Source organism: Buchananella sp. 14KM1171 (assembly GCF_041380365.1).
Taxonomy (GTDB): domain Bacteria; phylum Actinomycetota; class Actinomycetes; order Actinomycetales; family Actinomycetaceae; genus Buchananella; species Buchananella felis.
This window is the reverse complement of sequence record NZ_CP159981.1, coordinates 1,509,112-1,533,239: the sequence shown is the minus strand read 5'-3', so window position 1 is coordinate 1,533,239 and position 24,128 is coordinate 1,509,112. Positions and strand designations below refer to the sequence as shown.

11 protein-coding genes are annotated in these 24,128 nt (G+C 71.7%); 1 reads left to right on the top strand and 10 read right to left on the bottom strand.

Annotated features, from left to right (window positions below; genetic code table 11):
- The first annotated feature begins 71 nt into the window (after positions 1-71).
- Positions 72-854 carry an exodeoxyribonuclease III gene (locus tag ABYF38_RS05935; protein ID WP_371151475.1) on the top strand — a complete coding sequence of 261 codons (783 nt, stop codon included), beginning with the start codon at positions 72-74 and terminating at the stop codon, positions 852-854.
- Positions 855-1,018: 164 nt separating this feature from the next.
- Here the strand turns inward: ABYF38_RS05935 and ABYF38_RS05930 are convergent, their stop codons facing one another.
- From ABYF38_RS05930 to ABYF38_RS05885, 10 genes are all read right to left on the bottom strand, one after another.
- Positions 1,019-1,825: a serine hydrolase domain-containing protein gene (locus ABYF38_RS05930; RefSeq protein ID WP_371151474.1), complete on the bottom strand. Its 807-nt coding sequence runs from the start codon at positions 1,823-1,825 to the stop codon at positions 1,019-1,021.
- 182 nt (positions 1,826-2,007) lie between these two features.
- Complete coding sequence (gene clpB, locus ABYF38_RS05925) at positions 2,008-4,608, bottom strand: ATP-dependent chaperone ClpB (protein WP_371151473.1); 2,601 nt, start codon at positions 4,606-4,608, stop codon at positions 2,008-2,010.
- A 680-nt stretch (positions 4,609-5,288) separates the two neighbouring features.
- Positions 5,289-6,644 carry a hypothetical protein gene (locus tag ABYF38_RS05920; RefSeq protein ID WP_371151472.1) on the bottom strand — a complete coding sequence of 452 codons (1,356 nt, stop codon included), beginning with the start codon at positions 6,642-6,644 and terminating at the stop codon, positions 5,289-5,291.
- Positions 6,645-6,721: 77 nt separating this feature from the next.
- Positions 6,722-9,727: an FAD-binding and (Fe-S)-binding domain-containing protein gene (locus tag ABYF38_RS05915; protein WP_371153003.1), complete on the bottom strand. Its 3,006-nt coding sequence runs from the start codon at positions 9,725-9,727 to the stop codon at positions 6,722-6,724.
- A gap of 395 nt (positions 9,728-10,122) precedes the next feature.
- Complete coding sequence (ppdK, locus tag ABYF38_RS05910) at positions 10,123-12,858, bottom strand: pyruvate, phosphate dikinase (protein ID WP_371151471.1); 2,736 nt, start codon at positions 12,856-12,858, stop codon at positions 10,123-10,125.
- A 372-nt stretch (positions 12,859-13,230) separates the two neighbouring features.
- Positions 13,231-15,864 carry an ATP-dependent Clp protease ATP-binding subunit gene (locus ABYF38_RS05905; RefSeq protein ID WP_371151470.1) on the bottom strand — a complete coding sequence of 878 codons (2,634 nt, stop codon included), beginning with the start codon at positions 15,862-15,864 and terminating at the stop codon, positions 13,231-13,233.
- Positions 15,865-17,622: 1,758 nt separating this feature from the next.
- The gene (locus ABYF38_RS05900) at positions 17,623-21,354 is read right to left on the bottom strand and encodes a proline dehydrogenase family protein (protein WP_371151469.1); all 3,732 of its coding nucleotides are present in this window, start codon (positions 21,352-21,354) and stop codon (positions 17,623-17,625) included.
- Positions 21,355-21,672: 318 nt separating this feature from the next.
- Entirely contained in the window at positions 21,673-22,215 is a 543-nt protein-coding gene (locus ABYF38_RS05895; protein ID WP_371151468.1) for a D-aminoacyl-tRNA deacylase, read from the bottom strand.
- Entirely contained in the window at positions 22,215-23,489 is a 1,275-nt protein-coding gene (locus tag ABYF38_RS05890) for a YgfZ/GcvT domain-containing protein (protein WP_371151467.1), read from the bottom strand. The genes ABYF38_RS05895 and ABYF38_RS05890 overlap by 1 nt, the downstream gene beginning before the upstream one ends.
- Before the next feature lie 10 nt (positions 23,490-23,499).
- Complete coding sequence (locus ABYF38_RS05885; RefSeq protein ID WP_371151466.1) at positions 23,500-24,123, bottom strand: FABP family protein; 624 nt, start codon at positions 24,121-24,123, stop codon at positions 23,500-23,502.
- Positions 24,124-24,128 lie beyond the last annotated feature (5 nt).

The window sequence follows — 24,128 nt, the reverse complement described above, 5'->3', positions numbered from 1 at the left end:
CACCCGCCGACCACACCCCCGCCCGGCAACCCGGGACCATAGCCCCGGCCGGATCGTTCTAGGCTGTCGCCATGCGCATTGCGACCTGGAACGTGAACTCTGTCCGTACCCGCGTGGAGCGGGTGATTGCCGCACTGCAGCGCCACGATTTGGACGTTTTGGCGATGCAGGAGATCAAGTGCAAGGACGCCCAGTTCCCGCGCGCCGCGTTCGAGGAGGCGGGCTACGAGGTGGCCACGTGGGGCGAGAACCAGTGGAACGGCGTGGCGATCGCCTCCCGGGTGGGCCTGACGAACGTGATGCGCGGCTTTGCTGGGCAGCCCGGCTTCGCCAAGGAAGGGGAGCCCGTGGTGGAGGCTCGCGCGCTGCGAGCCACCTGCGGCGACCTGGACGTGTGGAGCCTATATGTGCCCAACGGGCGCGAGCTGGACGACCCCCACTACGCCTACAAGCTGCAATGGCTGGAGCGCTTCGCCGACGTCGCCGCGCAGGCCGCCCGCAGCGGCGATGCGATGGTGGCGATGGGCGATTTCAACGTGGCGCCGCGTGATTGCGACGTGTGGAGCCCGGCCTTCTTCGAGGGCAAGACCCACACCTCTGCCCCGGAGCGCGCCGCCTTTGCCGCCCTAGAGGAGGCCGGGTTGACCGAGGTGACGCGCCCCCACGCCTCCGGCTACACCTACTGGGACTACCAGCAGCTGCGCTTTGCGAAGAACGAGGGCATGCGCATCGACTTCGCGCTGGCCACCGCACCGGTCGCGCAGCGCGTCACCGGCGTGCTGCTGGACCGGGAGGAGCGCAAGGGCAAGGGCGCCAGCGACCACATTCCCGTCGTGATCGACCTGGCCGACTGATTCCGCCCGCCCTTGGCTCGAAACCGCCCTCCTTTGTGCGGCGGGTGGCCGACGTCGTCCATCCGCGCCATGCGGATTGACGGCCGCAGCGTTAAGAGGTGTCGGTGGCCGACGTCGTCCACTTACCGCCCGGTAGGAGCGGCGCGGCGTGGGCAGAGGCCAGGTCAGGTCGCCGCGATGCGAAGGAGCTCGGCGTTCAGGCGGGGCCACAGCTCGCGGTGGGTCTGTCCGAAGGGTTGCGCGCCCAGGAAGACGGCGCAGGCAGAGAGCTCCGGCTCGCACCACAGGAATGAGCCGGCCTGCCCGAAGTGGCCGTAGGCGCGCGCGGTGTGGGCGTCGGACAGCCAGTGCGGGGACTTGACGGCGCGAATCTCAGGGCCCATCCCCCACAGGTTATCGGCCTGGCGCCCGTAGCCGGGCAGCACGCCGGGCAGGCCGGGCCAGGCCGGGGAGGTCATGGCGGCGTGGGCGGGCGCGGTGAGCAGGGTGGGGGTGAGCAGCTCGCGGGCCAGCAGGATCAGATCCGTGGCCGGGCCGGTGGCGCCGTGGGCGGTGTTGCCGACCTCGGTGGCGGGCATCCCGAGCGGGATAAGGACCTCCTGCTCCAGCCAGTCGGCGGCCTCCATGCCGGTGGCCTGCGCCAGGACCCGGCCCAGCTCCTCGTGGCCGAAGTTGGAGTAGATGCGACGGGTGCCCGGCGCCGCCAACTGCTGGCTCGAATCCAGGTCCACCCCGCCGGTGTGGGCCAGCAGGTGGGCAACCGTGGCGCCCTCCACGCCCGTGGAATCCTCCAGGCTGAGCAGGTGACGGTCTACCGCTAGGTGCACGCCCAGGGCGGTGAGCAGCTTGGATACCGAGGCCCAGCGGAAGGTGGTTTCCACCTCCCCGGCCCGGTAGACCTCCCGGCCGTCGACGCTGAGGATCACCGCCGTCGGGAAGGGGAAGTCTGCCAGGGTCTGCACGTTTGCCATGCCCCTACCTTGCCACGTTCGCGGCGACGGGCCGCTCTTCGCTGCCCCGGCGCGCGGGGCGAAAGCGGGGGCCGGGCGGCCGGCGGCGGGGCGGAAGCGGAGGCCGGGGTCGGGCGGAAGCGGGGGCCGGGCGGCCGGCGCAAACGCACCGACCGCCCGGGGCAGGCGCTCCACGCCCGTGGTTAGGCCGCGCGCACCTCCAGGCCCTCACCCCCCTCGGCCACGTCCACCGAGACCACCTGGCCGTCCTCCACGGCCCCGCCCAGCAGCAGGCGCGCCAGCTGGTCGCCGATCTCGCGCTGCACCAGGCGGCGCAGCGGGCGGGCACCGTAGGCCGGGTCGTAGCCCTGACGGGCCAGGAACTGCTTGGCCTCCTCGCTCACTCGCAGGGTGATGCGACGCTCCGCCAGGCGGGCCTCCACCCGCGCCAGCTGGATGTCCACGATGCGGGCCAGCTCCGTCTCGGTGAGCGGGTCGAACACCAGAACCTCATCCAGACGGTTGAGGAACTCCGGCTTGAAGGCGCGGCGCACCGTCCCGAGCACCGCCTCGCGCTTGTCCTCCTGACTCAGCTCCGGGTCCACCAGGAACTGGGAGCCCAGGTTGGAGGTGAGCACCAGGATCACGTTGCGGAAGTCCACGGTGCGGCCCTGGCCGTCGGTGAGGCGACCGTCGTCCAAGACCTGCAGCAGCACGTCGAACACCTCCGGGTGGGCCTTTTCCACCTCGTCCAGCAGCACCACGCTGTAGGGGCGGCGGCGCACAGCCTCCGTCAACTGGCCTCCCTCGTCGTAACCGACGTAGCCGGGGGGCGCGCCCACCAGGCGGGAGACCGAGTGCTTCTCGCCGTACTCGGACATGTCGATGCGCACCATGGCGCGCTCGTCGTCGAACAGGAAGTCAGCCAGCGCCTTGGCCAGCTCGGTCTTGCCGACGCCGGTCGGGCCAAGGAACAGGAACGAACCGGTGGGTCGGTCGGGGTCCGCCACCCCGGCGCGGGCGCGGCGCACAGCGTCGGCCACTGCGGCCACCGCCGCGCTCTGGCCAATCAGGCGCTTGCCGATCTCCTCCTCCATCGCCAGCAGCTTGGCCGTCTCGCCCTGCAGCAGGCGGCCGGTGGGGATGCCGGTCCAGGCGGCCACCACCTCGGCGATCTCGGCCGGACCCACCTTCTCCGCCACCAGGGGCTCCACCTGCTCGGTGTTGTCCGCCTCGCGCTGCTCGGCCTGGGCCAGCTCGGCCTCCAGGGCCGGGATCTCGCCGTAGAGCAGACGGGAGGCCGCCTCGTAGTTGGACTCGCGCTGGGCGTTCTCCGCCGCAGTGCGCAGCTCGTCGAGCTTCTGGCGCAACGCGCCCACCCGGTTGTGGGCACCCTTCTCCGCCTCCCAGCGGGCGGTCAGGCCCGCCAGCTCCTCGGAACGATTGGCCAGGTCCTCGCGCAGGCGCGCCAGGCGCTCGCGGGAGGCGTCGTCGTCACTGTCGGCGAGGTAGGACTCCTCCATGCGCAGGCGGTCCACCTGGCGGCGCAACGCGTCGATCTCCACCGGGGAGGAGTCCAGCTCCATGCGCAGGCGGGAGGAGGCCTCGTCGATCAGGTCGATGGCCTTGTCCGGCAGCTGGCGGCCCGTGATGTAGCGGTCACTCAGGGTAGCGGCGGCCACCAGGGCACCGTCACTGATGGTGACCTGGTGGTGCGCCTCGTACTTCGGGGCGATTCCGCGCAGGATCGCCACCGTGTCCTCCACGCTCGGTTCGCCCACGAAAACCTGCTGGAAGCGGCGCTCCAGGGCCGGGTCCTTCTCGATGTACTCGCGGTACTCGTCCAGGGTGGTGGCGCCCACCATGCGCAACTCGCCGCGCGCCAGCATGGGCTTGAGCATGTTGGAGGCGTCCATGGCGCCCTCTCCCTTGCCCGCGCCCACCACGGTGTGCAGCTCGTCGATGAAGGTGACCACCTCGCCGTCGCTGGACTTGATCTCCTCCAGCACGGCCTTCAGGCGCTCCTCGAACTCGCCGCGGTACTTGGCGCCGGCCACCAGCGCGCCCATGTCCAGGGCGATCAGGCGCTTGCCGCGCAGGGACTCGGGCACGTCACCGTCCACGATGCGCTGCGCCAAGCCCTCCACCACGGCGGTCTTGCCGACGCCGGGCTCACCGATCAGCACCGGGTTGTTCTTGGTGCGGCGGGAGAGCACCTGCACCACGCGGCGAATCTCGGTGTCTCGGCCGATCACCGGGTCCAGCTTGCCCTCGGCCGCCGCAGCGGTGAGGTCACGCCCGTACTTGGTCAGCGCCTGGTAGGTGCCCTCCGGGTTGCGGGAGGTGACGCGGGAGTTGCCGCGCACCTTCGGCAGCGCCTGCGCCAGGTTCTCACGGGTGGCGCCGGCGTTAGCCAGGGCGCGCGCGGCGGCGTCGGTGCTCTTCTCCCCCTGCGCCGGGGCCAGGGCCAGCAGCAGGTGCTCGGTGGAGACGTACTCGTCCCCCAGCTCCTTGGCCTGGGTGCGGGCGCGCTCCAGCACGCCGGCCAGCGCCGGGGAGGCCGAGGCCTCGCTGACGGCGGAGCCGGAGGCTGAGGGCAGGGCGGAGAGGGCGGCACGCACGGCCCGACCCACGGCGGCACGGTCCGCACCGGCGGCCTCCAGCAGGCCAACGGCCACGCCCCCTTCCTGCTCTAGCAGCGCGGAAAGGAGGTGGACGGGCTCGATGCGGGGGTTGCCCGCAGCCTGGCTGTGCTGGATGGCACCGGAAAGCGCCTCCGCAGCCTTGGTAGTGAAGTTATCCATTGGGTTCCTCCTGATTGGTCAGTGTCTACCCGGTACAACTCCGGCAAAGTTGAGTCTATTCCACTCAACTTTGCCGCGCGACGATTTCGGTCCCGGAGAACACTGCGGCCCGGCGGGCAAACCCGCCGTTCGCGCCCTCAACTCGACGTTTGGAGCTTCAACTCGACATTCGCTCCCTCAACTCGACGTTCGCACCCCACCTAACGTCGAGATTCAATGTCAAACGTCGAGACGGGAACACAAACGTCGAAATTCAACACAGAGCCACAGCCCGCCAAGCCACCAGGCACCCAGAACATCGGGACACCCGGACACCGGACACCCGGACACCGGACACCCGGACACCTAACCACCCGGGCCGCCGGGGCGCCGAGCCACCCCGGCCCCAACACCACCGCCGGCAAGACCCACCAAACTCGACGTTCGCACCCCCAACTCGACGTTCGCACCCTCAACTCGACGTTCGCACCCTCAACTCGACGTTCGCACCCGCAACTCGACGTTCGCCCCCTCAACTCGACGTTCGCACCCCACTTAACGTCGAGATTCAATGTCAAACGTCGAGACGGGAACACAAACGTCTAGTTTCAACACTGGGGAGCATCAGCACGGCCAGGCACAACAAAGCCCGGCCCAGCCCGGCACCGCGAGGCTGCGGCGCGGCAAACCGCCTTGGGTGCCTAGCGCGCCCGCCGGCCGTGTCCGCGCCTGCCGCTGAACTCCGCGATCTCGCGGCGCGCCTCGGTGAGGCTGGGGCCCCGGTGGCTGCCGATGCGCCAGCAGTCCCAGGGGTCCTGCTCCTCCCCCACCTGGGGGGCGGCCAGCACCGGGGTGGGCCAGACGGTCCCGGCCACGTCGATCCCGCCTGCGGCGAAGAAGCCCATGGGCTCGACCGGCAGGTCGTGGTCCGGCACCACCCAGTAGAGCGGGGTGCCCTGGCCGGCCTCCTTGGCGATTGACTCCAGCAGGGCGGCCTCCGCCAGCTCTTGCGGGGTCAGCTCATCCACGGGGTCCGCCTGTGCCCGCACCTCGCGGCGGCTGCGCACGGGCCGGGCCACGGCAGCGATCTCCTTGGTATCGAGCTCTGGCGCCGCCGGGGTCTCCTGTGTCGGGGTCTCCTGTGTAGCGTCCACCGCCACCTCCGTCGCTCGCTGCGGGGCCTCTTGTTTGGCCGCCTGCTGCGGCGCGGGCTCCTCGGCCGCCTCGGCCTTCGCCCGCGCCTCCTCTACCGCGCCCTTTTGTACGTTCTCAGTGGCGGTGTGCTCCTGCGGGATGCGCGCAGCGTGGTTGAGCAGCGGGGCCTCGTCGGGCAGTGCGGCCAGGGCCGGCTCGGGCCCGCCGGTCTGCTGGTATTCGACGCCGGGAGTGCGCTCCTGCGGCTGGTCTGCCTCCGCCGGGGTGGCGGCGTGGTGGGAGACGCTGGCCCACCCCAGCAGGCCCTGCGCGCGCCGGCCGCCCACCAGGCGGTTGTGCCCCAGCGGGAAGACGGCCTCTAGGGGGCGCACGTCCACGAACCGGCGCCCGTCGGCCAGTTCGCGCACGTTGAGCTGCAGTACCTCCACGCCCACTCGGGAGAGGAAGTCCAGGGAGGGGCGCACGGCCCCGTCCACGGCGGCGGCCACGATGGTGAGCTGGGGGCCGGACTCCGGCTGCGGGGGCAGACCGCCACGGAACTCGGCCCACCGGGTGCGGAAGGTGCCAGGCCCGTCGGCGTAGAGGGCGGCCAGGTCGTTCCAGCCCAGGGACTGGACCTCGGCGGAGCGGGCAAGCGCGTCCACTAGCCCGTCGGCGGTGAGGCGGGCGCACACCTCGACGTTGACGGCGAAGCCGGCGGCGTCCAGGGCGAGCATCCACTGCACCACGCGCTCGGAGTCTGATTTCAGGCTGTCCCAGGCGATCGGGAAGAGGGGGCGTTCCAGCACGTCGCTGATGTTGTCGCGGATGGAGCGGAGCAGTTCGTCAGAGACGTCGTCGCGTACCGATCGCCCGTATTGGGCTGGCAGCAAACGCCCGTCTTCGAACTCGAACAGCGCCATTGTCCGTCCTTCCCCCGCACCGACCCGCCCATTGTTGCACGCTATCTCGAGTTCGCTAAGAGGGGGGGAGGTTTTTGCTACTCGGCAGTCAGCTGCCCGAGGAGGAGCTGTGCCAGGTGGACGCCGCGCCTGCCGGCCAGTTGTTCGGCCTGGGTGCGACAGGAGAAGCCGTCGGCCAGGTAGACGGCGTCGGGCGCCGCCGCCAGCGCGGGCAGTAGGGCGTTGCCGGCCACGGCCACGGAGACCTCGTAGTGGCCTTGCTCCATGCCGAAGTTGCCGGCCAGGCCGCAGCAGCCCGAGAGCTGCTTGATCTTGGCGCCGGTGCGCTGCAGCAGGGCGGCGTCGGTGCGCCAGCCCATCACGGAGTAGTGGTGGCAGTGCGGCTGGGCCACCACCTCCACCCCGTCCAGGCGGGGCGGCTGCCAGTCGTGCGGCCCCAGGGGCGCGGGGGCGGTGAGCAGTTCGGCCAGGGTGAGGGTGGCGCGGGAGACGGCGCGGGCGTCGGCGTCTCCGGGCAGCAGGTCGAGCATGTCGTCGCGCAGCACGGCGGTGCACGAGGGCTCCACTCCGATGATGGGGATGCCGTGGTGGGCGAATGGGGAGAGTACCTTGACCAGTTCGCGCAGGCGGCGCCGGGCGGCGGGGAGTTGGCCGGTGGAGATCCAGGTCAGGCCGCAGCAGGCGTCCTGGTCGGGGATGAGCACCTCGTAGCCGGCCTCAGTGAGCAGGCGGTACATGGCCCGCGCGCCGGCGGTTTGTAGGTATTGGCTGAAGGAGTCGGCCCACAGCACCACGAACCGCCGCCCGCTCTTGGCCTCCATCTCGGCAAAGAGCTTGGTGAATGAGGCCGCGCCGTGGGGAACGGGCATGGTGGCCGACGTTGCCGCCGTGCCGCCCCCATCCGCCGGCCGCTTCGAGGTTGCGGGGGCAAGGCCCAGCTCCTTGCGGGCGGCGGAGGTGGTGGCGGCATGATTCTTACGGGCCCAGCGGGGGAACGTCGTCGTCGCCAGGGGCGCCATGAGGCGGCGCGGGTCGATCCCGGCCAGGCGGAAGAAGGTGCGGCGCAGCGGCCCGACCGCGAGCGCGGCGTTGCCGAGGTGGGCCATGCCGGGCACGGAGCCGGCCAGTTTGAGCCACTGCGGCAGGCGGCCTAGCAGGTAGTGGGGGCGTGGGCGCAGCTTGCCCAGGTAGGCGCGGTGCAGGGATTCGCTCTTGAGGCGGGCCAGGTCCATGCCGGTGGGGCAGTCTGCGGAGCAGGCTTTGCAGGACAGGCACAGGTCCAGGGCGTCCATCAGTTCCGGGGAGCCGAAGCCGGCCACCAGCTGGCCGTTTGAGAGTTCCTGCAGTACGCGGGCGCGGCCGCGGGTGACGTCCTTTTCGTCGCCGGTGGCCTGGTAGGAGGGGCACATGAAGCCGCCGGCGCCGGAGTTGTCGGCCCGGCATTTGCCCACGCCGGTGCAGCGGTGCATGGCGGCGGTGACGTCGCCGTGGTCGTGAGCGAAGGCGAAGCCTGCGTCCTTGCCGGTGAGGGCGGCGATCGGCCGGGCCTCGGGTAGGCGCAGGTTCGCATCCACCGGGTCTGGGTCCACCAGCACGCCCGGGTTGAGGGCGCCGTGCGGGTCGAAGAGGTGCTTGACGCCCCGGAACAGGGCCAATTCGGCCTCGTTGTACATGAGCGGCAGCAGCTCGGAGCGGGCGCGCCCGTCTCCGTGCTCGCCGGAGAGGGAGCCGCCGTAGGAGGCCACCAGCCCGGCTGCCTCGGTGAGGAAGTCGCGCATGGCGCGCTTGCCGCCCTCTTCGCGTAGCGGGAAGTCCAGGCGCACGTGCAGGCAGCCGTCCCCGAAGTGGCCGTAGAGCAGGCCGTCGATCCGGCAGCGCTTCATCAGGGCGGTGAAGTCGCGCAGGTAGTCGCCCAGGCGTTGGGGCGGCACGGCGGCGTCCTCCCAGCCCGGCCAGGCGGGGTCCCCGGCGGGGGTGCGCCCGCCCAGGCCGGCGCCGTCGGCACGGATGCGCCACAGGGCGGCCGCCTCGCTGCCCGGCGGGTATATGCGGGCGGCCAGGGCGCCAGCGTCGGCCACTATCGCCTCTGCGCGCTTGAGGGCGGCCGCAAGCAGGTCCGCACCGTCGGCGCCGGAAGCGCCGGTGAGCGCGCTGGTGGGGGCGGCGGCGTCCACCTCCACCATGAGCCAGCCCTCGCCCTCGGGCAGGGCGGGCACGGCGCCGGGGCCCTTGTGGCGACGCACCACGTCCACCAGGCGGGAGTCCATGCCCTCCACCGCCAGGGGCTTGTGGGCCAGGATGGCGGGCACGGCGTAGCCGGCCTCGATCATGTCCCGGTAGCCCAGCACCACCAGCACGGGCGCCGCCGCCAGCGGCACCAGGCGCAGCCGCGCGGAGAGGGTGGTGGCCAGTGTGCCCTCGCTGCCGGTGAGGAAGCGGGCCAGGTGGCGGCCGTTTTCCGGCAGCAGGTGCTCCAGCGAGTAGCCCGATACCTGGCGGCCGAACTTGCCAAAGCCGGTGCGGATGGTGGCCAGGTTGGCGGCCACCAGCTGCTCCAGGCCGGGGATTTGGGCCACGGACTCGCGGCCGGCGGCGGCCAGGATGCGCCGCCCGTCGCCGGTGAGGGCGTCTAGCTCGATCACGTTGTCTGCGGTGCGGCCGAACGCCACCGCGTGCGGGCCGCAGGCGTTGTTGCCGATCATGCCGCCCAGGGCGGCGCGGGTCCACGTGGAGGGGTCGGGGCCAAAGCGCAGCCCGTGCGGGGCGGCCGCACTCTGCAGGGTGGCCATCACCGTGCCGGGCTCGACCAGGGCCCAACCCTCGCTCGGGTCCAGCTCCAGCACCCGGTTCATGTGGCGGGAGAAGTCGAGCACCAGGCCGGGGCCTATCGAGTTGCCGGCGCAGGAGGTGCCGGCCCCCCGGGAGGTGAGCGGCACCCCGTACTCGCGGGCCACCTGGGCGGCGGCGAGCACGTCCTCCACGCTGCGCGGGAAGGCCACCACCTGCGGGGGGATGCGGTAGTTGGAGGAGTCGGTGGCGTACTCGGCGCGGCGCCGGGCGCTGGCGTCCACCTCCCCGCTCATGGCCCGCTGCAGGGCCCGGACGAAATCGGCCAGGGCGGTGGGGCTGGGAGCGGTGGTCATGGCTAGATGCTAGCGCCGGGCGGGGCGGGGGCGGCCCGCGCGTCAGCGGGCGGACGCCGCCCGCGCCGCCCGGGCCCAACTTTGGCGCGCTTCCACCGTTTTCGCCCCGCAGGGTCGTGGGGGTGCCCGCGCGCAGCGCACCCGGGCCGCTCGCGGGGCCGGGCGGGATTAACGAAACAAGGTGCGCCAAAATGCGCCCCGGGGGCGGTGGCTCCACGCCGCCGCCCCCGGGCTCACCTCGGGCCCCGGCCTCGACCGCCCGGGCCCACGGCTTGGCGGGAACGCCCCGACCTGCGCGGTGGGCAACCCATCCCGCGCGGTCGCGGCCCTCCCATCTACGCCGTGGCGTCACCCCCGGCCATGACTGCGGCGCGCCCGGCCTCCAGGCGGGCCACCGGCACCCGGAACGGGGAGCAGGAGACGTAGGTCAGGCCCGCGCGGTGGAAGAACTCCACCGACTCCGGGTCACCGCCGTGCTCGCCACACACGCCCATCTTCATGCCCGGCTTGGCGGACCGACCGGCCTCCACGCCCATGGTGACCAGCTTGCCCACGCCCAGCGAGTCGATCGTCTCGAACGGGCTCACGCCCAGCACGCCGTTCTCCACGTACTGCGGGAAGAACGTGGACTCCACGTCGTCGCGGCTAAAGCCCCACGTGGTCTGGGTGAGGTCGTTGGTGCCGAAGGAGAAGAAGTCGGCCTCCTCCGCGATGCGCTCGGCGGTGAGGGCGGCGCGCGGCAACTCGATCATGCAACCAATCGGAATGTTCAACTCCACGCGGGCGGCGGCGGCAACGTCGGCCACGATCTTCTCCGCCTCCGCGCGCACCAGCTGCAACTCACGCACCGAACCGATCAGCGGCACCATGATCTCCGGGCGCGGATCCCCGCCGGCCTGCAGGCGCGCCACCGCGGCCTGCGCCACCGCGCGGATCTGCAGGGCGAACAGGCCATCCAGGGTCAGGCCCAGGCGCACGCCGCGCAGGCCCAGCATCGGGTTGGCCTCGTGCATGCGCTGCACCGCCAGCAGCAGCTTCTCGTTGCGGGCCAGCTCCGCCTCGTCAACGCCCTCGCCGCGCGCCGCCTTGTCGCGCTGGAGGGCCACCTTCACGCTCAGCTCCGTCAGGTCCGGCAGGAACTCGTGCAGCGGCGGGTCGATCAGGCGCACCGTCACCGGCAGCCCGTCCATGACCTCGAACATCTCCTCGAAGTCGCCCTGCTGCAGCGGCAGCAGCGCCGCCAGGCTGCGCTCGCGCTCCTCCTGCCCCTCGGCCAGGATGACCGCCTCCACCAGCGGGCGGCGCTCACCCAGGAACATGTGCTCGGTGCGGCACAGGCCGATTCCCGCCGCGCCCCGGTTGCGGGCCCGCCGCGAATCCGTGGGCGTGTCAGCGTTGGCGCGCACCTCCAGGCGACGCACCTTGTCCGCGTGGCTGAGCAGGCGGTGCACGGCCGTGACCAGCTCGCGCGTGTCCTCGTCGGCGGCGGCCTCCAGGCCCGCCTCCAGGCCCTTGGAGATGTAGGTCATCACCGGGGAGTCCACCACCGGTACCTCGCCCAGGAACACCTCGCCGGTGGTGCCGTCGATGGCGATCACGTCGCCCTCCTTGAGCACCACGTCCCCGAAGCGGACCGTGCGGCTCTCCATGTCCACGTGCATGGCCTCCGCGCCCACCACGCAGCACTTGCCCATGCCGCGCGCCACCACGGCCGCGTGACTGGTCTTGCCGCCCCGCGCCGTCAGCACACCCACAGCGGCCACCATGCCGGGCAGGTCGTCCGGGTTCGTCTCGCGGCGCACCAACACGCCCGTCACGCCGGCGGCGGCGCGAGCCTCGGCGCGCTCGTTGTCCAGCACGATCTCGCCGACGGCAGCGCCAGGCGAGGCCGGCATCGCCCGCGTCAACAGCTGCGGGGAGGCCGCCGAATCGAACTGCGGGAAGAGCAGGTTGGTCAGCTGCTCGCCGCTGACGCGCCCCAGCGCCTCGTCCATCGTGATCAGGTGCTCGTCCACCAGCTGGCAGGCCACGCGGAACGCCGCCGCGGCAGTGCGCTTGCCCACGCGGGTCTGCAACAGCCACAGCTTGCCGCGCTCGATCGTGAACTCGATGTCGCACAGGTCCCGGTAGTGGGTCTCCAGGCGGCGCATCACGGCGCGCAGCTCCTTGTAGGAGTCCGCGTCCAGGCGCTCCAGGTCAGCCAGCGACAGCGTGTTGCGAATGCCCGCCACCACGTCCTCGCCCTGCGCGTTGACCAGGTAGTCGCCGTACACGCCGGAGGTGCCCGTGGAGGGGTCGCGGGTGAAGCACACGCCCGTGCCGGAGGTGTCGCCCATGTTGCCGAACACCATGGTGCACACGTTCACGGCCGTGCCCAGGTCGTGCGGGATGCGCTCGCGGCGGCGGTAGATGCGGGCGCGCTCGGTGTTCCAGGAGCGGAACACGGCCTCGATGGCGGCGTCCAGCTGGGCGCGCGGGTCCTGCGGGAAGTCCTTGCCGGTGGCCCCGCGCACGATCCCCTTGTAGATGTCCACCAGGGCCCGCAGGTCCTCTGCGGTCAGGTCCACGTCAGCGGTGATGCCGCGCTGTGCCTTCTTCGCCTCCAGGGCGTCGCTGAACGCCTCGCCGTCGATGTCCAGCACGGTCTTGCCGAACATCTGGATCAGGCGGCGGTAGGAGTCCCACGCGAAGCGCTCGTTGCCGCTGACGGCGGCCAGGCCCTCCACGGAGACGTCGTTCAGACCGATGTTCAGCACCGTCTCCATCATGCCGGGCATCGAGAACTTGGCGCCCGAGCGCACGCTCACCAGCAGCGGGTCAGTGGCCGCGCCCAGCTCGCGCCCCAGCTGCTCCTCCACCTCTCGCAGCGCGGTGGTCACCTGCACCCGCAGGACCGGCGGCACCTCCCCCGTGGCCAGGTACTCCCGGCACGCGTCCGTGGTGATGGTAAATCCGGGCGGGACCGGGATCCCGAGCCGGGCCATCTCCGCCAGGTTGGCGCCCTTTCCTCCCAGCAGGTCCTTCTGGTCCTTGTTTCCTTCGCTGAAGCGGTATACGAACTTGTCCGCCACAAGATCCTCCAAACGTGATGACACACACCCTCGTGCGACCTACGTCACGTTTATACACCGTCAGGGCCGCTTTTCCAGAATCGAAGCGACCCTCCCGCCGAGACTTAAGTCCCGCCGCCAAGAGGCCCTATTCCGTGGGCAATGAGCACCCCGCCGCCGCACCAATTTTCGGTCAAGCGGTCGGCCCTTTGGCAAAGTGGCCGACGCTGCCGCCCCGCCGCCCCGAGCCCGCCACCGCCCGGCCCCGAACCAGGCTCCCCGGGGCCCACCCGACAGCACGGCAGTGGGGGCGCCGCGCACAGCGCGGCACCCCCACCTACTTCACCTTGCCGGACCTCAGCCCCACTCGGCCCACCCTGCAGGCTGCGACCCCTAGGCCTGCCCGGGCTCCCCGGCCTGCGGCCAGGCCGGCGCGTCACCCAGCTCCACCGGCGTGGCGGCAGGCGCGGCAGCGTCGTCCACCGGTGCGGCGGCGCCATCGGCGTGGCCACCAACGGACTCGGCCCCCTCAGCGGGCGCGGCCTCCCCCGGGGCGGCGTCCTCCACCACCAGCTCCTGCGGGCGCGGCGTGAAGCTGAACGTGCCCAGCTCGCCCTCACCCACGGCGTCCACCAGCACCACCTGGCCGGGCAGCACCTCGCCGAACAGGATCTTCTCGCTCAGCACGTCCTCGATCTCGCGCTGGATGGCGCGGCGCAGCGGGCGGGCGCCCAGCACCGGGTCGTAGCCCTTGTCCGCCAACAGCGCGCGGGCCGCGTCCGTCAGCTCGATGGTCATGTCCTGTTCGCGCATGCGCTTGTCCAGGCGAGCCACCATCAGGTCCACGATCTGCGCGATCTCGGACTTCTCCAGCTGCGGGAAGATCAGCACCTCGTCCACGCGGTTGAGGAACTCGGGGCGGAAGTGCTGACGCAGCTCCTCACGCACCTTGCCCTGCATGCGCTCGTAGTCGGTGGCCAGCGCGCCGGTGGCCTGGAAGCCGGTGATCACGCCCTTGCCGATCTCGCGGGTACCCAGGTTGGTGGTCATGATGATGACGGTGTTCTTGAAGTCCACCACGCGGCCCTGGGAGTCCGTCAGGCGGCCCTCTTCCAGGATCTGCAGCAGGGAGTTGAACACGTCCGCGTGTGCCTTCTCCACCTCGTCGAACAGCACCACGGAGAACGGCTTGCGGCGCACCTTCTCGGTGAGCTGGCCGCCCTCCTCGTGTCCCACGTAGCCGGGGGGAGCACCGAACAGGCGCGAGGCGGTGTGCTTCTCGCCGTACTCGCTCATGTCCAGGGTGATCAGGGCGTCCTCGTCGCCGAACAGGAACTCCGCCAGCGCCTTGGCCAGCTCCGTCTTACCGACACCCGTGGGGCCGGCGAAGATGAAGGAGCCACCGGGGCGGCGCGGGTCCTTCAGGCCCGCGCGGGTGCGGCGGATCGCCTGGGAAAGCGCCTTGATGGCGGCGTCCTGGCCGATCACGCGCTTGTGCAGCTCGTCCTCCATCTTCAGCAGCTTGGCGGACTCGGCCTCGGTCAGCTTCACCACCGGAATACCGGTGGACATGGCCAGGACCTCAGCGATCAGGTCCTCGTCCACCTCGGCGATGTCAGCCTGCTCGGTGCCGCGCCACTTCTCCTCGCGCTCGGCGCGCTCCTCGATCAGGCGCTTTTCCTTGTCGCGCAGGCTGGCGGCGCGCTCGAAGTCCTGCTCGTCGATGGCCGACTCCTTCAGGCGCTGCAGCTCCGCGATGCGCTCGTCCATCTCGCGCAGCTCCGGCGGCGCGGTCATGCGGCGGATGCGCAGGCGCGCGCCGGCCTCGTCCACCAGGTCGATGGCCTTGTCCGGCAGGAAGCGGTCGTTGACGTAGCGCTCGGAGAGCGTGGCGGCCGCGTGGATCGCCTCGTCGGTGATCATGACGCGGTGGTGGGCCTCGTAGCGGTCACGCAGGCCCTTGAGGATCGCGATGGTCTCGGGAACGTCAGGCTGCTCCACGCGCACGGGCTGGAAGCGGCGCTCCAGGGCCGGGTCCTTCTCGATGTGCTTGCGGTACTCGTCCAGGGTGGTGGCACCGATGGTCTGCAGCTCGCCGCGCGCCAGGAGGGGCTTGAGGATGTTGGCGGCGTCCATGGCGCCCTCGGCACCGCCGGCGCCGACCAGGATGTGCACCTCGTCGATGAACAGGATGATGTCTCCGCGCTGGCGGATCTCCTTGAGCACCTTCTTCAGGCGCTCCTCGAAATCACCGCGGTAGCGCGAGCCGGCCACCAGGGCGCCCATGTCCAGGGAGTAGATCTGCTTGTCCTTCAGCGTCTCCGGCACGTCGCCGCGCACGATGGCCTGAGCCAGGCCCTCCACCACGGCGGTCTTGCCGACGCCGGGCTCGCCCACCAGCACCGGGTTGTTCTTGGTGCGGCGGGAGAGGATCTGCATGACCCGCTCCATCTCATCCTTGCGCCCGATCACCGGGTCCAGCTTGCCCTCGCGGGCGGCCTGGGAGAGGTTGCGCCCGTACTGGTCCAGCACCGCAGAGCCCGACGGCGTGGCCTCCTTGGGCCCGCCGGCGGTGACGGGGGCGCGGCCCTGGTGGTCTGAGACCATCTTCAGCACGGTCTCGCGGATCGCCGCGACGTCCGCGCCCAGGTTGGAGAGCACCTTGATGGCGGTGCCTTCGCCCTCCTTGAGCAGGCCGAGCAGCAGGTGCTCGGTGCCGATGTAGTTGTGGCCCAGCTGCAGCGCCTCGCGCAGCGCCAGCTGGAAGACGGACTTCACTCGCTGCGTGAAGGGGAGGTTGTTGGTGGGGGCCTCGCCGGACTTGCCGATGAGTTCGACCACCTGTTCCCGCACGGCCTCCTGGGTGACGTCGTGGGATTCGAGGGCCTTGGCGGCCACTCCCTCGCCCTCGCTGATGAGGCCGAGCAGCAGGTGCTCGGTGCCGATGTAGTTGTGCTCGAGCTTGCGGGCGGCGTCCTGCGACAGCACGACGACGCGGCGAGCCCGGTCTGTAAACCGCTCGAACATGTTTTACCTCCTGCGGGCATGGATCGCCCTTTACCTTCCCCCACAGTAACGAGGCCGCCTGGCGGGCTATTGCGGGTTTCGCCTGCGGCGTGAGCCTGGCGCGCTATTTCACCCTGGGCAGACCTGCCGGCTTTCCGCCCTGCCTTCACTAGCCGACGCCCCACCCACCGTACCAAGCCCCCGCCGCCCGGCCCACCGCCGACGCGTGGCGGCCCCCTCCCTCTGCCGGCTCATGGCGACCCCCTCCCCCAGCCGCCGCTTGGTGGCCGACGCCCCACCCACCGCACCCAGTACCCCGCTGCCCGGCCCACCGCCGACTGCCGAAACTCCACAGCCCACCGCCGGCCTCCCCCGGCTTCGCGGGCTTCACGCGTGGTGCCGCCGCTGTGGCGCGGCCCCACGCCACCCTTGCCGCTAATGAGAACCATTCCTACAATGGTGGGTGTGGCGGGGACGCCACACCCACCTTCCGGGCCTTCGAGGATCGGCCCACACCACGCGCAGCGATTGGACCCGGTGCGCCGCAGGGGCGGGCAGGTTTTCCACCTGCCCGCCCCCGCCCCTTTTTGGGCTCTGCGCGGTTGCGGGCGCGTCGACTGCTGCGGCTTAGCGTCAGAGATGTGTGTGTACAGGTTCGGCGTGTTCGGGCTCGGTTTAGCGGCTTCTGCCTGCCGGCTCCCACCGGGTCTGGCGGCTCCTCGATTCGCCGAAACTTGTCCAAACCCCACGAGACTTGTCCTTAGCGGGGTGTCTATGGACAAGGCCCAGCGTGGTTTGACAAGTTTCGGCGAGGGGACCGGGTGACACGGCGAACTCCCCGCACACGCATTCCCGCCGCTAACCCGCTGCGCGGGGCCTTACCGAGCACCTGCCGACCCCGTCCCGCCCCGGCGCAGACTCGGGCAGCCGGTATTGCGCAACCGGTTGGGCCTTTGTTGTTCCCGTTGAGCCCTTGTTGTAGCCGTCGCGGCTTTGTTGCACCTCTTGTAGCGCTATGGGGCCGATTAACGCCTCAATAGGTCACACAAAGGCCCAAGGGCAGCAACAATGGCTGGAACACTGCAACAAAGGCTCAACCGTTTGCGCACGAACCCACCGGCGGTGACCTCCCGCACCCTGTCGGTACGCATGACGAAGCCCGGCTGGACGCGGGCCAGGCGGCGAGCGCTAAGGGGATGCGTGCTCGATCGCACTGGCCCACTCGCCCGACCCAGACGAGGGCGCAGTCCGACGCGATAGAGGCGCTGATCGACGCTACCTACTCGCCCGACCCAGGCAGGGGCACGGTGCGCTGGACCGATAGCGAGGGGACCGCTCGCGCGGTCCCGCTCCGCCGAAGGCCGGGCGGGACTTCCGTGCGGTCAGCAGCGTCACACCCGCCCGGGGCCCGGCCCCGGGATCCCGGGGGACCGGGCCGAGGTGCGCAAACAGTCGAGGGGTTAGTGCACCTGTCGCGGGGTTTTGCGACCTGTCGTGGGGTTACCTGGCCGGGTAACCCCTCAACCGGTGCACCAAGCCCTCAATTGGTGCACCAAAGGCTCAATAGGTTGGGTAACCCCTCAACCGTTTGCGCACACCCGCACCCCGCCTCCCCCGGTTGCTCTAGGCACCCCTTCTTCTCCCAGCACCTGCCCATAGCCCCAGCAGCCGCGTGCACTACGAGGCCGGGGCGGGCAGGTGAAAACCTGCCCGCCCCAGCGCGCGCTTTCGAAAACGGTGCGAATCCCGCGCCCAGCTAGGCGGCGCCCGCCCCCGTGGCTAGGCGCGCGGCACCCCGGCCAGCACCTGCTTGGACAGCGGGGTGGAGTTGCCGAAGCGGTGGTTCGTGATGCTAACGGCCTGCTCCCGCACGAACGGCAGCACCTCGATGCGCGCGTGCCCGGTGACCGGGCCGTCCCACACTGCCAGGTCGATGCTGCCGCGCAGCTCGCTTTGCAGCTGGGCGGCGCTGCCACCCACCAGCCGGACGCGCACGTCCAGCCCCTCGGCGCTCCCGCCACCCGCGGGCGCACCGGCGGCCGCCAGGCGCGAGCGCAGCCTGGCCACGTACTCGGCGTGCTCCTCCTGGCGCACCTCCACCTTGTAGCGGGCCAGCAGGGCGCGCAGCTCGCCGGGCAGCACCCCGGAGAGGCTGAGCTCGATCGGCTGCTCGGCGCTGGCATTCCCTGCGGCGCTGCGCCCACGCGAGGCAGCCACGGAGGAGCCGGCGGGCACGTCGAACTCGCCCACGGCAAGCGCGGCGGCCAGCACGCGCAGCACGTCGAGCGTGCTCGCCCCCGCCTCCACTCGCACCGAGGCCGGGGCCGGCTGGTAGCGCAGGTAGTTGCGTTCCACGCCCAGGGCGGTCGGGTCGTGCAGCACGTCGAACTCCGCCTCGCACTGCCTGGTCAGGCGCAGGCAGTGCTCGCGCAGGGCGGCAACATCGCCTGCCGCGTAGCCGCAGCGCTCGGCGGCCCGCACCAGACCCGCCAGTTGGGGCTTGAGGCGCTCGTCCCTAACGGCGGCCACCCCGCCGGCGGCCACCCCGGCGACGATCCCGCCGTCCTCACCGGCCCCGCCCTGCGCACCCGCGCCGTCCCCGGGCAGCACGCGACCGAAACCGTAGAGGTAGTTGGGTCCGCCGGCCTTGAAGGTGGTGCCCACCGTAGAGCGCTTCCAGCCGCCGAAGGGCTGGCGCTGCACGATCGCGCCGGTGATGCCCCGGTTGACGTAGAGGTTGCCGGCCTGGACGTGGTCCAGCCAGTAGCCGATCTCCTGCGCGTCCAGCGAGTGCAGTCCGGCGGTGAGGCCGAACTCGGTGCCGTTTTGCACGGCCACGGCCTCCTCCAGGCTGTCCACGGCCATGACGCCCAGGATGGGGCCGAAGTACTCCACCAGGTGGTACTCGGTGCCGGGCCGCACCCCGGAGCGCAGTCCCGGGCTCCACAGGCGCCCGGTCTCATCCAGGCTACGGGGCTGGAGTACCCACTTCTGCCCGCCGTCCAGGCGGGTTAGGCCCCAGCGCAGCTTGTCCGTGAGGGGCACGGACAGCGGCCCCATCTGGGCCAGCGGGTTGGTGGGCCAGTCAACGGTCAGGGAGGAGACGGCGTCGATCAGCTGGTCCCTGAAACGCCGCGAGCGCGCCACGCTGCCCACCAGGATGACCAGGGAGGCCGCCGAGCACTTCTGGCCGGCGTGCCCGAATGCGCTGGCCACCACGTCCTTGACGGCCAGGTCCAGGTCTGCGGCGGGGGTGACGACGATGGCGTTCTTGCCGCTGGTCTCCGCCAGCAGGTCCAGGTCCGGCCGCCAGCTCTTGAACAGGCGGGCGGTGTGGGCCGCGCCGGTGAGGACCACGCGCGCAACGCGCGCGTCGCGCACCAGGGCCTCGCCGCGCTCGGCGTCGGGGACCACCAGCTGTACCACGCCGGCCGGCACGCCGGCCGCCTCCATGGCCTCCACCAGCAGGGCGCCGCAGCGCACGGCGGCGGGGGCGGGCTTGAGGATCGCGGGCGAGCCGGCCGCGAGCGCGGCCGCGACACCGCCGAAGGGGATGGCCAGGGGGAAGTTCCACGGCGGGGTGACCACGGTGAGGGCGGCGGGCTCGAAGCGGGCGCCGTCGGCCTCCACCGCGCCACTCATCCGCACCGCCTGGGTGGCGTAGTAGTGGGCGAAGTCCACGGCCTCGCTGACCTCGACGTCGGTCTGGTCAAGGGCCTTGCCGAGCTCGCTGGCGGCCACCTCGATCAGCTCGGCCCGGCGGGCCGCGAGCTCCACACCCACGCGGTGGAGCACCTCGGCGCGCTCTGCGGCGGGCAGGGCGGCCCACTCGCGCCCGGCAGCGAGCCCGCGCACGATCACGGCTTCCAGTTCGCCCGCGCTCTCCACGCGCGCGGCGGCCACGCCGGCCACGCCCAGCTGGGAGGTGGGCACGCGCCCCATGATGGCCTTGGCCCACTCGCGGTTGGCGGGCAGGGCCGGGTCGGTGTCTGCCGTGTTGGCAAAGGGCCATCCCTCAGCCTGCCCCGCCGCTGCGGCCAGGGATTCCCGCGTCTCGGCGCCCCGGTCCTGGGTCCGGTTGGGGCGGCACAGCTCGTGGCCGCGCCCGCTCTCTCCGGCCGGTGCGGCAGCGTCGTCCATCTCCTCGGGGAGGAACATCGCGGCGGCCTGCCTGAACCGGGCGGCCTGGTCGGCAAAGGCGCCCTCCTGGGCGATGTCGAAGGAGGCGCTCATGAAGTTCTCCGGGGCGGAGTTTTCTTCCAGGCGGCGCACTAGGTAGGCGATGGCGACGTCGTACTCCTGGGGGCGCACGACGGGGACGTAGAGCAGCAGGTTGCCCACCTCGGCGCGCACGGCCTCGGCCTGCTGGGTGGCCATGCCTGAGAGCATTTCCACCTCCATGCCGTCGCGCGCGCCGCGCAGCCCGGCCAGCTCCCACGCGTAGGCGAGGGTGAAGAGGTTGTGGCCGGCCACGCCCAGGCGCACGTTGGCGGTGCGCTCGGGGGTCAGGGCCCAGTCCAGGACGCGCAGGTAGTTGGCGTCGGTGTGGGCCTTGGAGGGCCAGGTGGCCAGTTCCCAGCCGTGGGTGGCGGCCTCGACGCGCTCCATGGCCAGGTTGGCGCCCTTGACGACGCGCACCTTGATGCCGGCCCCGCCGCGTGCCCGGCGGGCCGCAGCCCACTCCTGCAGGCGCTGCATGGCGGGCAGGGCGTCGGGCAGGTAGGTCTGCAGCACGATCCCGGCCTCCAGGTGCAGGTGCTCGGGGCGGTCCAGCAGGCGGGTGAAGACCTCGATGGTCAGGTCCAGGTCGCGGTATTCCTCCATATCCAGGTTGATGAACTTGGGGCGGCCGGCGGCGCTCTCCTGGGCGGCGTAGGTGTAGAGGTGGGCCACGCGCTCCACGGACTGGGCCACCACCTCGTCGAAGCCCCACGGGTTGTGCGGGCCGGAGATGGCGGAGACCTTGAGGGAGACGTAGTCCACGTCGGGGCGGCGCAGCAGCTCCTCCACGGCGCGCAGGCGGCGGGCGGCCTCCTTCTCCCCCAGCACGGCCTCGCCGAGCAGGTTGATGTTGAGTCGTGCCCCGCCGGCGCTCAGGCGCGCGATAGCCGCGCCGAGCTTGGCGTCGGAGACGTCCACCACCAGGTCCCCCACTAGGGACTGGAAGATGCGCCGCGCCATGGGGACCACGACCGAGGGGGCCAGCTTGGCGAGCTTGCCGCCGGCGGAGGCGGGCATGCCCAGCCAGGCGGGCAGGAAGTCGGGGCGCTGCTTGGTGAGGCGGGCCAGGTTGCGGGCGGCCACGCCGATGTCCTCGGTGCGGACCACGCCGTCCACGAAGCCGACGGTGAAGTCCAGTCCGCCCTCGGTGGCCAGCACGTCGGCCAGCAGGCGGGCGGCGCGGTCCTCCGGGTAGGTGGCGGAGGCCTTTGCCCACCGACGCGCCGTCTGGACGGCCAGGTCGATGGCGGCGAGGTGGCTGGGCTGGGCGGGGACGCTCGGGGTGCTCATGGTCTCCTCCGTTGGCTGACCGTCACGATGGGCCGCCGTTTTTCGCCACGACGGCCCACTATTTGTTATGCAGCTCACACTAGCGAGAGCGCGTGGTATTTGCAGCCATTTAAGCACCCTGCCCCACCACTTTAGCACCCCTTAAGTGGCGCTGTAGAGGGACGACGCTCCGCCCGCCGCCCCCAGCGCGCCCCGCGCCGGCCTGCCCGCGTCCCGGCGGGCGCGCGAACCCAAATCCGGCCCGGCGGATACGCACCGACCGGCATAGGAGCTGACGGCCCGGCGGCCGCGCCCCGCCCCGAAGGCGGGGCGCTCGGTTCAGCGGCGGGGGTCGGTGGAGTCCAGGATCAGGGTGAAGGGACCGTCGTTGACGGACTCCACCTGCATCATGGCCCCGAAGCGACCGCTCTCCACGTGCAGCCCGTGCCCGCGCAGCAGCTCCTTGACGCGCTCGACCATCGGCTGGGCCACCTCCCCGCGCGCGGCCGCGCTCCAGGACGGACGGCGCCCCTTGCGCGTGGCAGCGTGGAGCGTGAACTGGGAGACCACGAGCACCGGCGCGCCCACCTCGGTGGCCGAGGCGTCCTCCTGCTGCGCGCCGACATCACCTTCAGGGCAGCCCTCGGGGCCGGCCTCGCCCCGGTCGCTCTCCGCCGGGTCCGCGCCGCAGCCGGGCTGCGCGTACGAGGGAGGCAGGATGCGCAGTTCAGCGATCTTGCGGGCGATGTAGGCGGCGTCCTTCTCTGCGTCCTCGGTGGAGACGCCCACCAGGGCCAGCAGGCCGGGGCGGGGCAGCTGACCCACCACCTCGCCGTCCACCAGCACGCGGGCGCTGAGCACCCGGGTCACCACGGCGCGCATCAGCGCCCGCGCAGTTCCGCGCCGGGGCGCTGGGCCGGGGAGGCGGAGGATTTGCCCTCCGGGTTCACGATCTCCTCCTGCGTGGCGGGCACGTCCACGACTACCTCCTCACCACCCTCGGTGGGCACCTGGGCGCGCACCAGCAGTTCGGAGTCAATCGCCACCGAGCGCTTCAGCATGGCCAGGGCCACTGGACCGAGCTCGGGGTGCAGCACGGCGGAGGTGACGGCACCGACGGGCCTAGCACTCGCCGCGTCCCCACTGCCCGGCAGGACCGGGCTGCCGGGGGCGGGCAGCACTTCCTCACCCCCGTCCAGATGCAAGAACGCCAGGCGCCGCGGAGGACGCCCCAGGTTCACGATGCGGGCGACTGCCTCTTGGCCTCGGTAGCAGCCCTTGTCCAGGTGGACGGCGCTGCGCAGCCAGTCCAGCTCGTGGGGCACGCAGCGCTCGTCGACTTCGCGGCCCAGGCGGGGGCGCCAGCGCTCGACGCGCAGGTCCTCCCAGGCCAGGAAACCTGCGGGCGCCAAGCCCGCCGCCAGCAGGTCTGCGGCCGGGGTGGCGGCGCCCACCAGGGCCAGGCCTACGGCGCTCTGCTCGCCCGGGTGGGCCCCGGCGTAGTAGGTCGCGGAGCGCGGGTCGGGCCCCGGCCAGGGGTCCACCCACACCAGGGAGCTGCCGGTGGCCCGCTCCAGCAGGGAGCGCAGGGCCAGACGCAGCCGCTCGCCGGTGCCTGCACCGGCCTCGCCACCTCCCGCCACGCCGACAGGGGCGCCGGCGGCAACGTCGGCCACACCGGCGGCAACGTCGGCCACGAAATCCAGGTGGAGGGCGGCCCCCACGGCGCGCAGGTCGGGGCGCGCTTCCACCTCGACGCGCAGCATGAAACGCATGGAGGCAAGGAAGTCGGCGCAGGCGGCGGCGCGGCCGGCGTCCAGCACGAGGTAGGTGGTGGTGGCGTCGTCCAGTACGAAGGCGGCGTGCTCCACGCGCCCGTTCGGGTCCAGGATCAGCAGCTCGCGGCTCTGCCCGGGGGCAAGGGCGCGCACGTCCTGGGTGGACAGGGTGGTCAGCCAGCTCAGGCGGTCGGGGCCGCTGACGGTCAGCACCTCCATGTGCCCCAGGTCCACCAGGGCACGCCCCGCGCACAGGGCACGGTACTCTCCGGCGACGTTGCCGTAGTGCGCTATCGCGCCATCCAGCCGGACCGCGCCCTGCCCCAGGGCACGCGCCCCCGCCGCGCCGATCGACTCGGCGGCAACCGCAACGCTCACGACGGCGCGCCTACTCGGCCACGCGGGCCATGCGCCCGGAGAAGTAGGCCTGCTCCTCCTGGCCGAAGGCCGCCATGTAACCGACCACCATCAGCTCGGAGTTCACCAGCCCGTAGTGGCGGCGCACCGACTCGACCACGGCGGCCTGCGGGGTGCCGGCCACCTCGATCGTGGCCACCTCGATGCGCGGGCCCTGCGCGGCGCCGCGCCATGTGGCGGCGTGGCCGGCCGGGTCGGCGCTGACCAGCTCCAGGGCGGCGATGGGGGCCTCCACGCCCGCGCCGCCTCCCTCGGGGGCTTCCACCTCCTGGCCCGGCAGGCAGCGCCAGTAGGTGGTTTCGGTGAACCAGATCTGGTCCTTCTCCAGGTGCGCGTACCCCTGCGCGCCGGTGACGTCCACCCGCACCGCGCCGGTGGATCCGCGCAGGCGCTCGGCGCCCTCGGGGCGCGTGGTCCAGGTGGTCCACGTCTGGCGCAGGTAGGGGCCGCCGTCGTGGTCGAAGGTCATCTCGTGAATCACCAGGCCGGCGTCGATGCCGGGGTAGGCGAGTTCACCGAATCCCTGCCAGGAACCCACCAGCCAAGCCAGCGGGTAGACCTCGGGAGCCAGGCCGTCAGGAAGAGAAAGAGTCATGGCAC

Excerpts from the sequence above, each read along its gene's own strand:
- ABYF38_RS05935 (WP_371151475.1), top strand. The coding sequence starts at position 72 with ATGCGCATTGCGACCTGGAACGTGAACTCTGTCCGTACCCGCGTGGAG.
- ABYF38_RS05885 (WP_371151466.1), bottom strand. The coding sequence starts at position 24,123 with ATGACTCTTTCTCTTCCTGACGGCCTGGCTCCCGAGGTCTACCCGCTG.
- clpB (WP_371151473.1), bottom strand. The coding sequence starts at position 4,608 with ATGGATAACTTCACTACCAAGGCTGCGGAGGCGCTTTCCGGTGCCATC.
- ABYF38_RS05930 (WP_371151474.1), bottom strand. The coding sequence starts at position 1,825 with ATGGCAAACGTGCAGACCCTGGCAGACTTCCCCTTCCCGACGGCGGTG.
- ABYF38_RS05900 (WP_371151469.1), bottom strand. The coding sequence starts at position 21,354 with ATGAGCACCCCGAGCGTCCCCGCCCAGCCCAGCCACCTCGCCGCCATC.
- ABYF38_RS05895 (WP_371151468.1), bottom strand. The coding sequence starts at position 22,215 with ATGCGCGCCGTGGTGACCCGGGTGCTCAGCGCCCGCGTGCTGGTGGAC.
- ABYF38_RS05920 (WP_371151472.1), bottom strand. The coding sequence starts at position 6,644 with ATGGCGCTGTTCGAGTTCGAAGACGGGCGTTTGCTGCCAGCCCAATAC.
- ABYF38_RS05915 (WP_371153003.1), bottom strand. The coding sequence starts at position 9,727 with ATGAGCGGGGAGGTGGACGCCAGCGCCCGGCGCCGCGCCGAGTACGCC.
- ABYF38_RS05905 (WP_371151470.1), bottom strand. The coding sequence starts at position 15,864 with ATGTTCGAGCGGTTTACAGACCGGGCTCGCCGCGTCGTCGTGCTGTCG.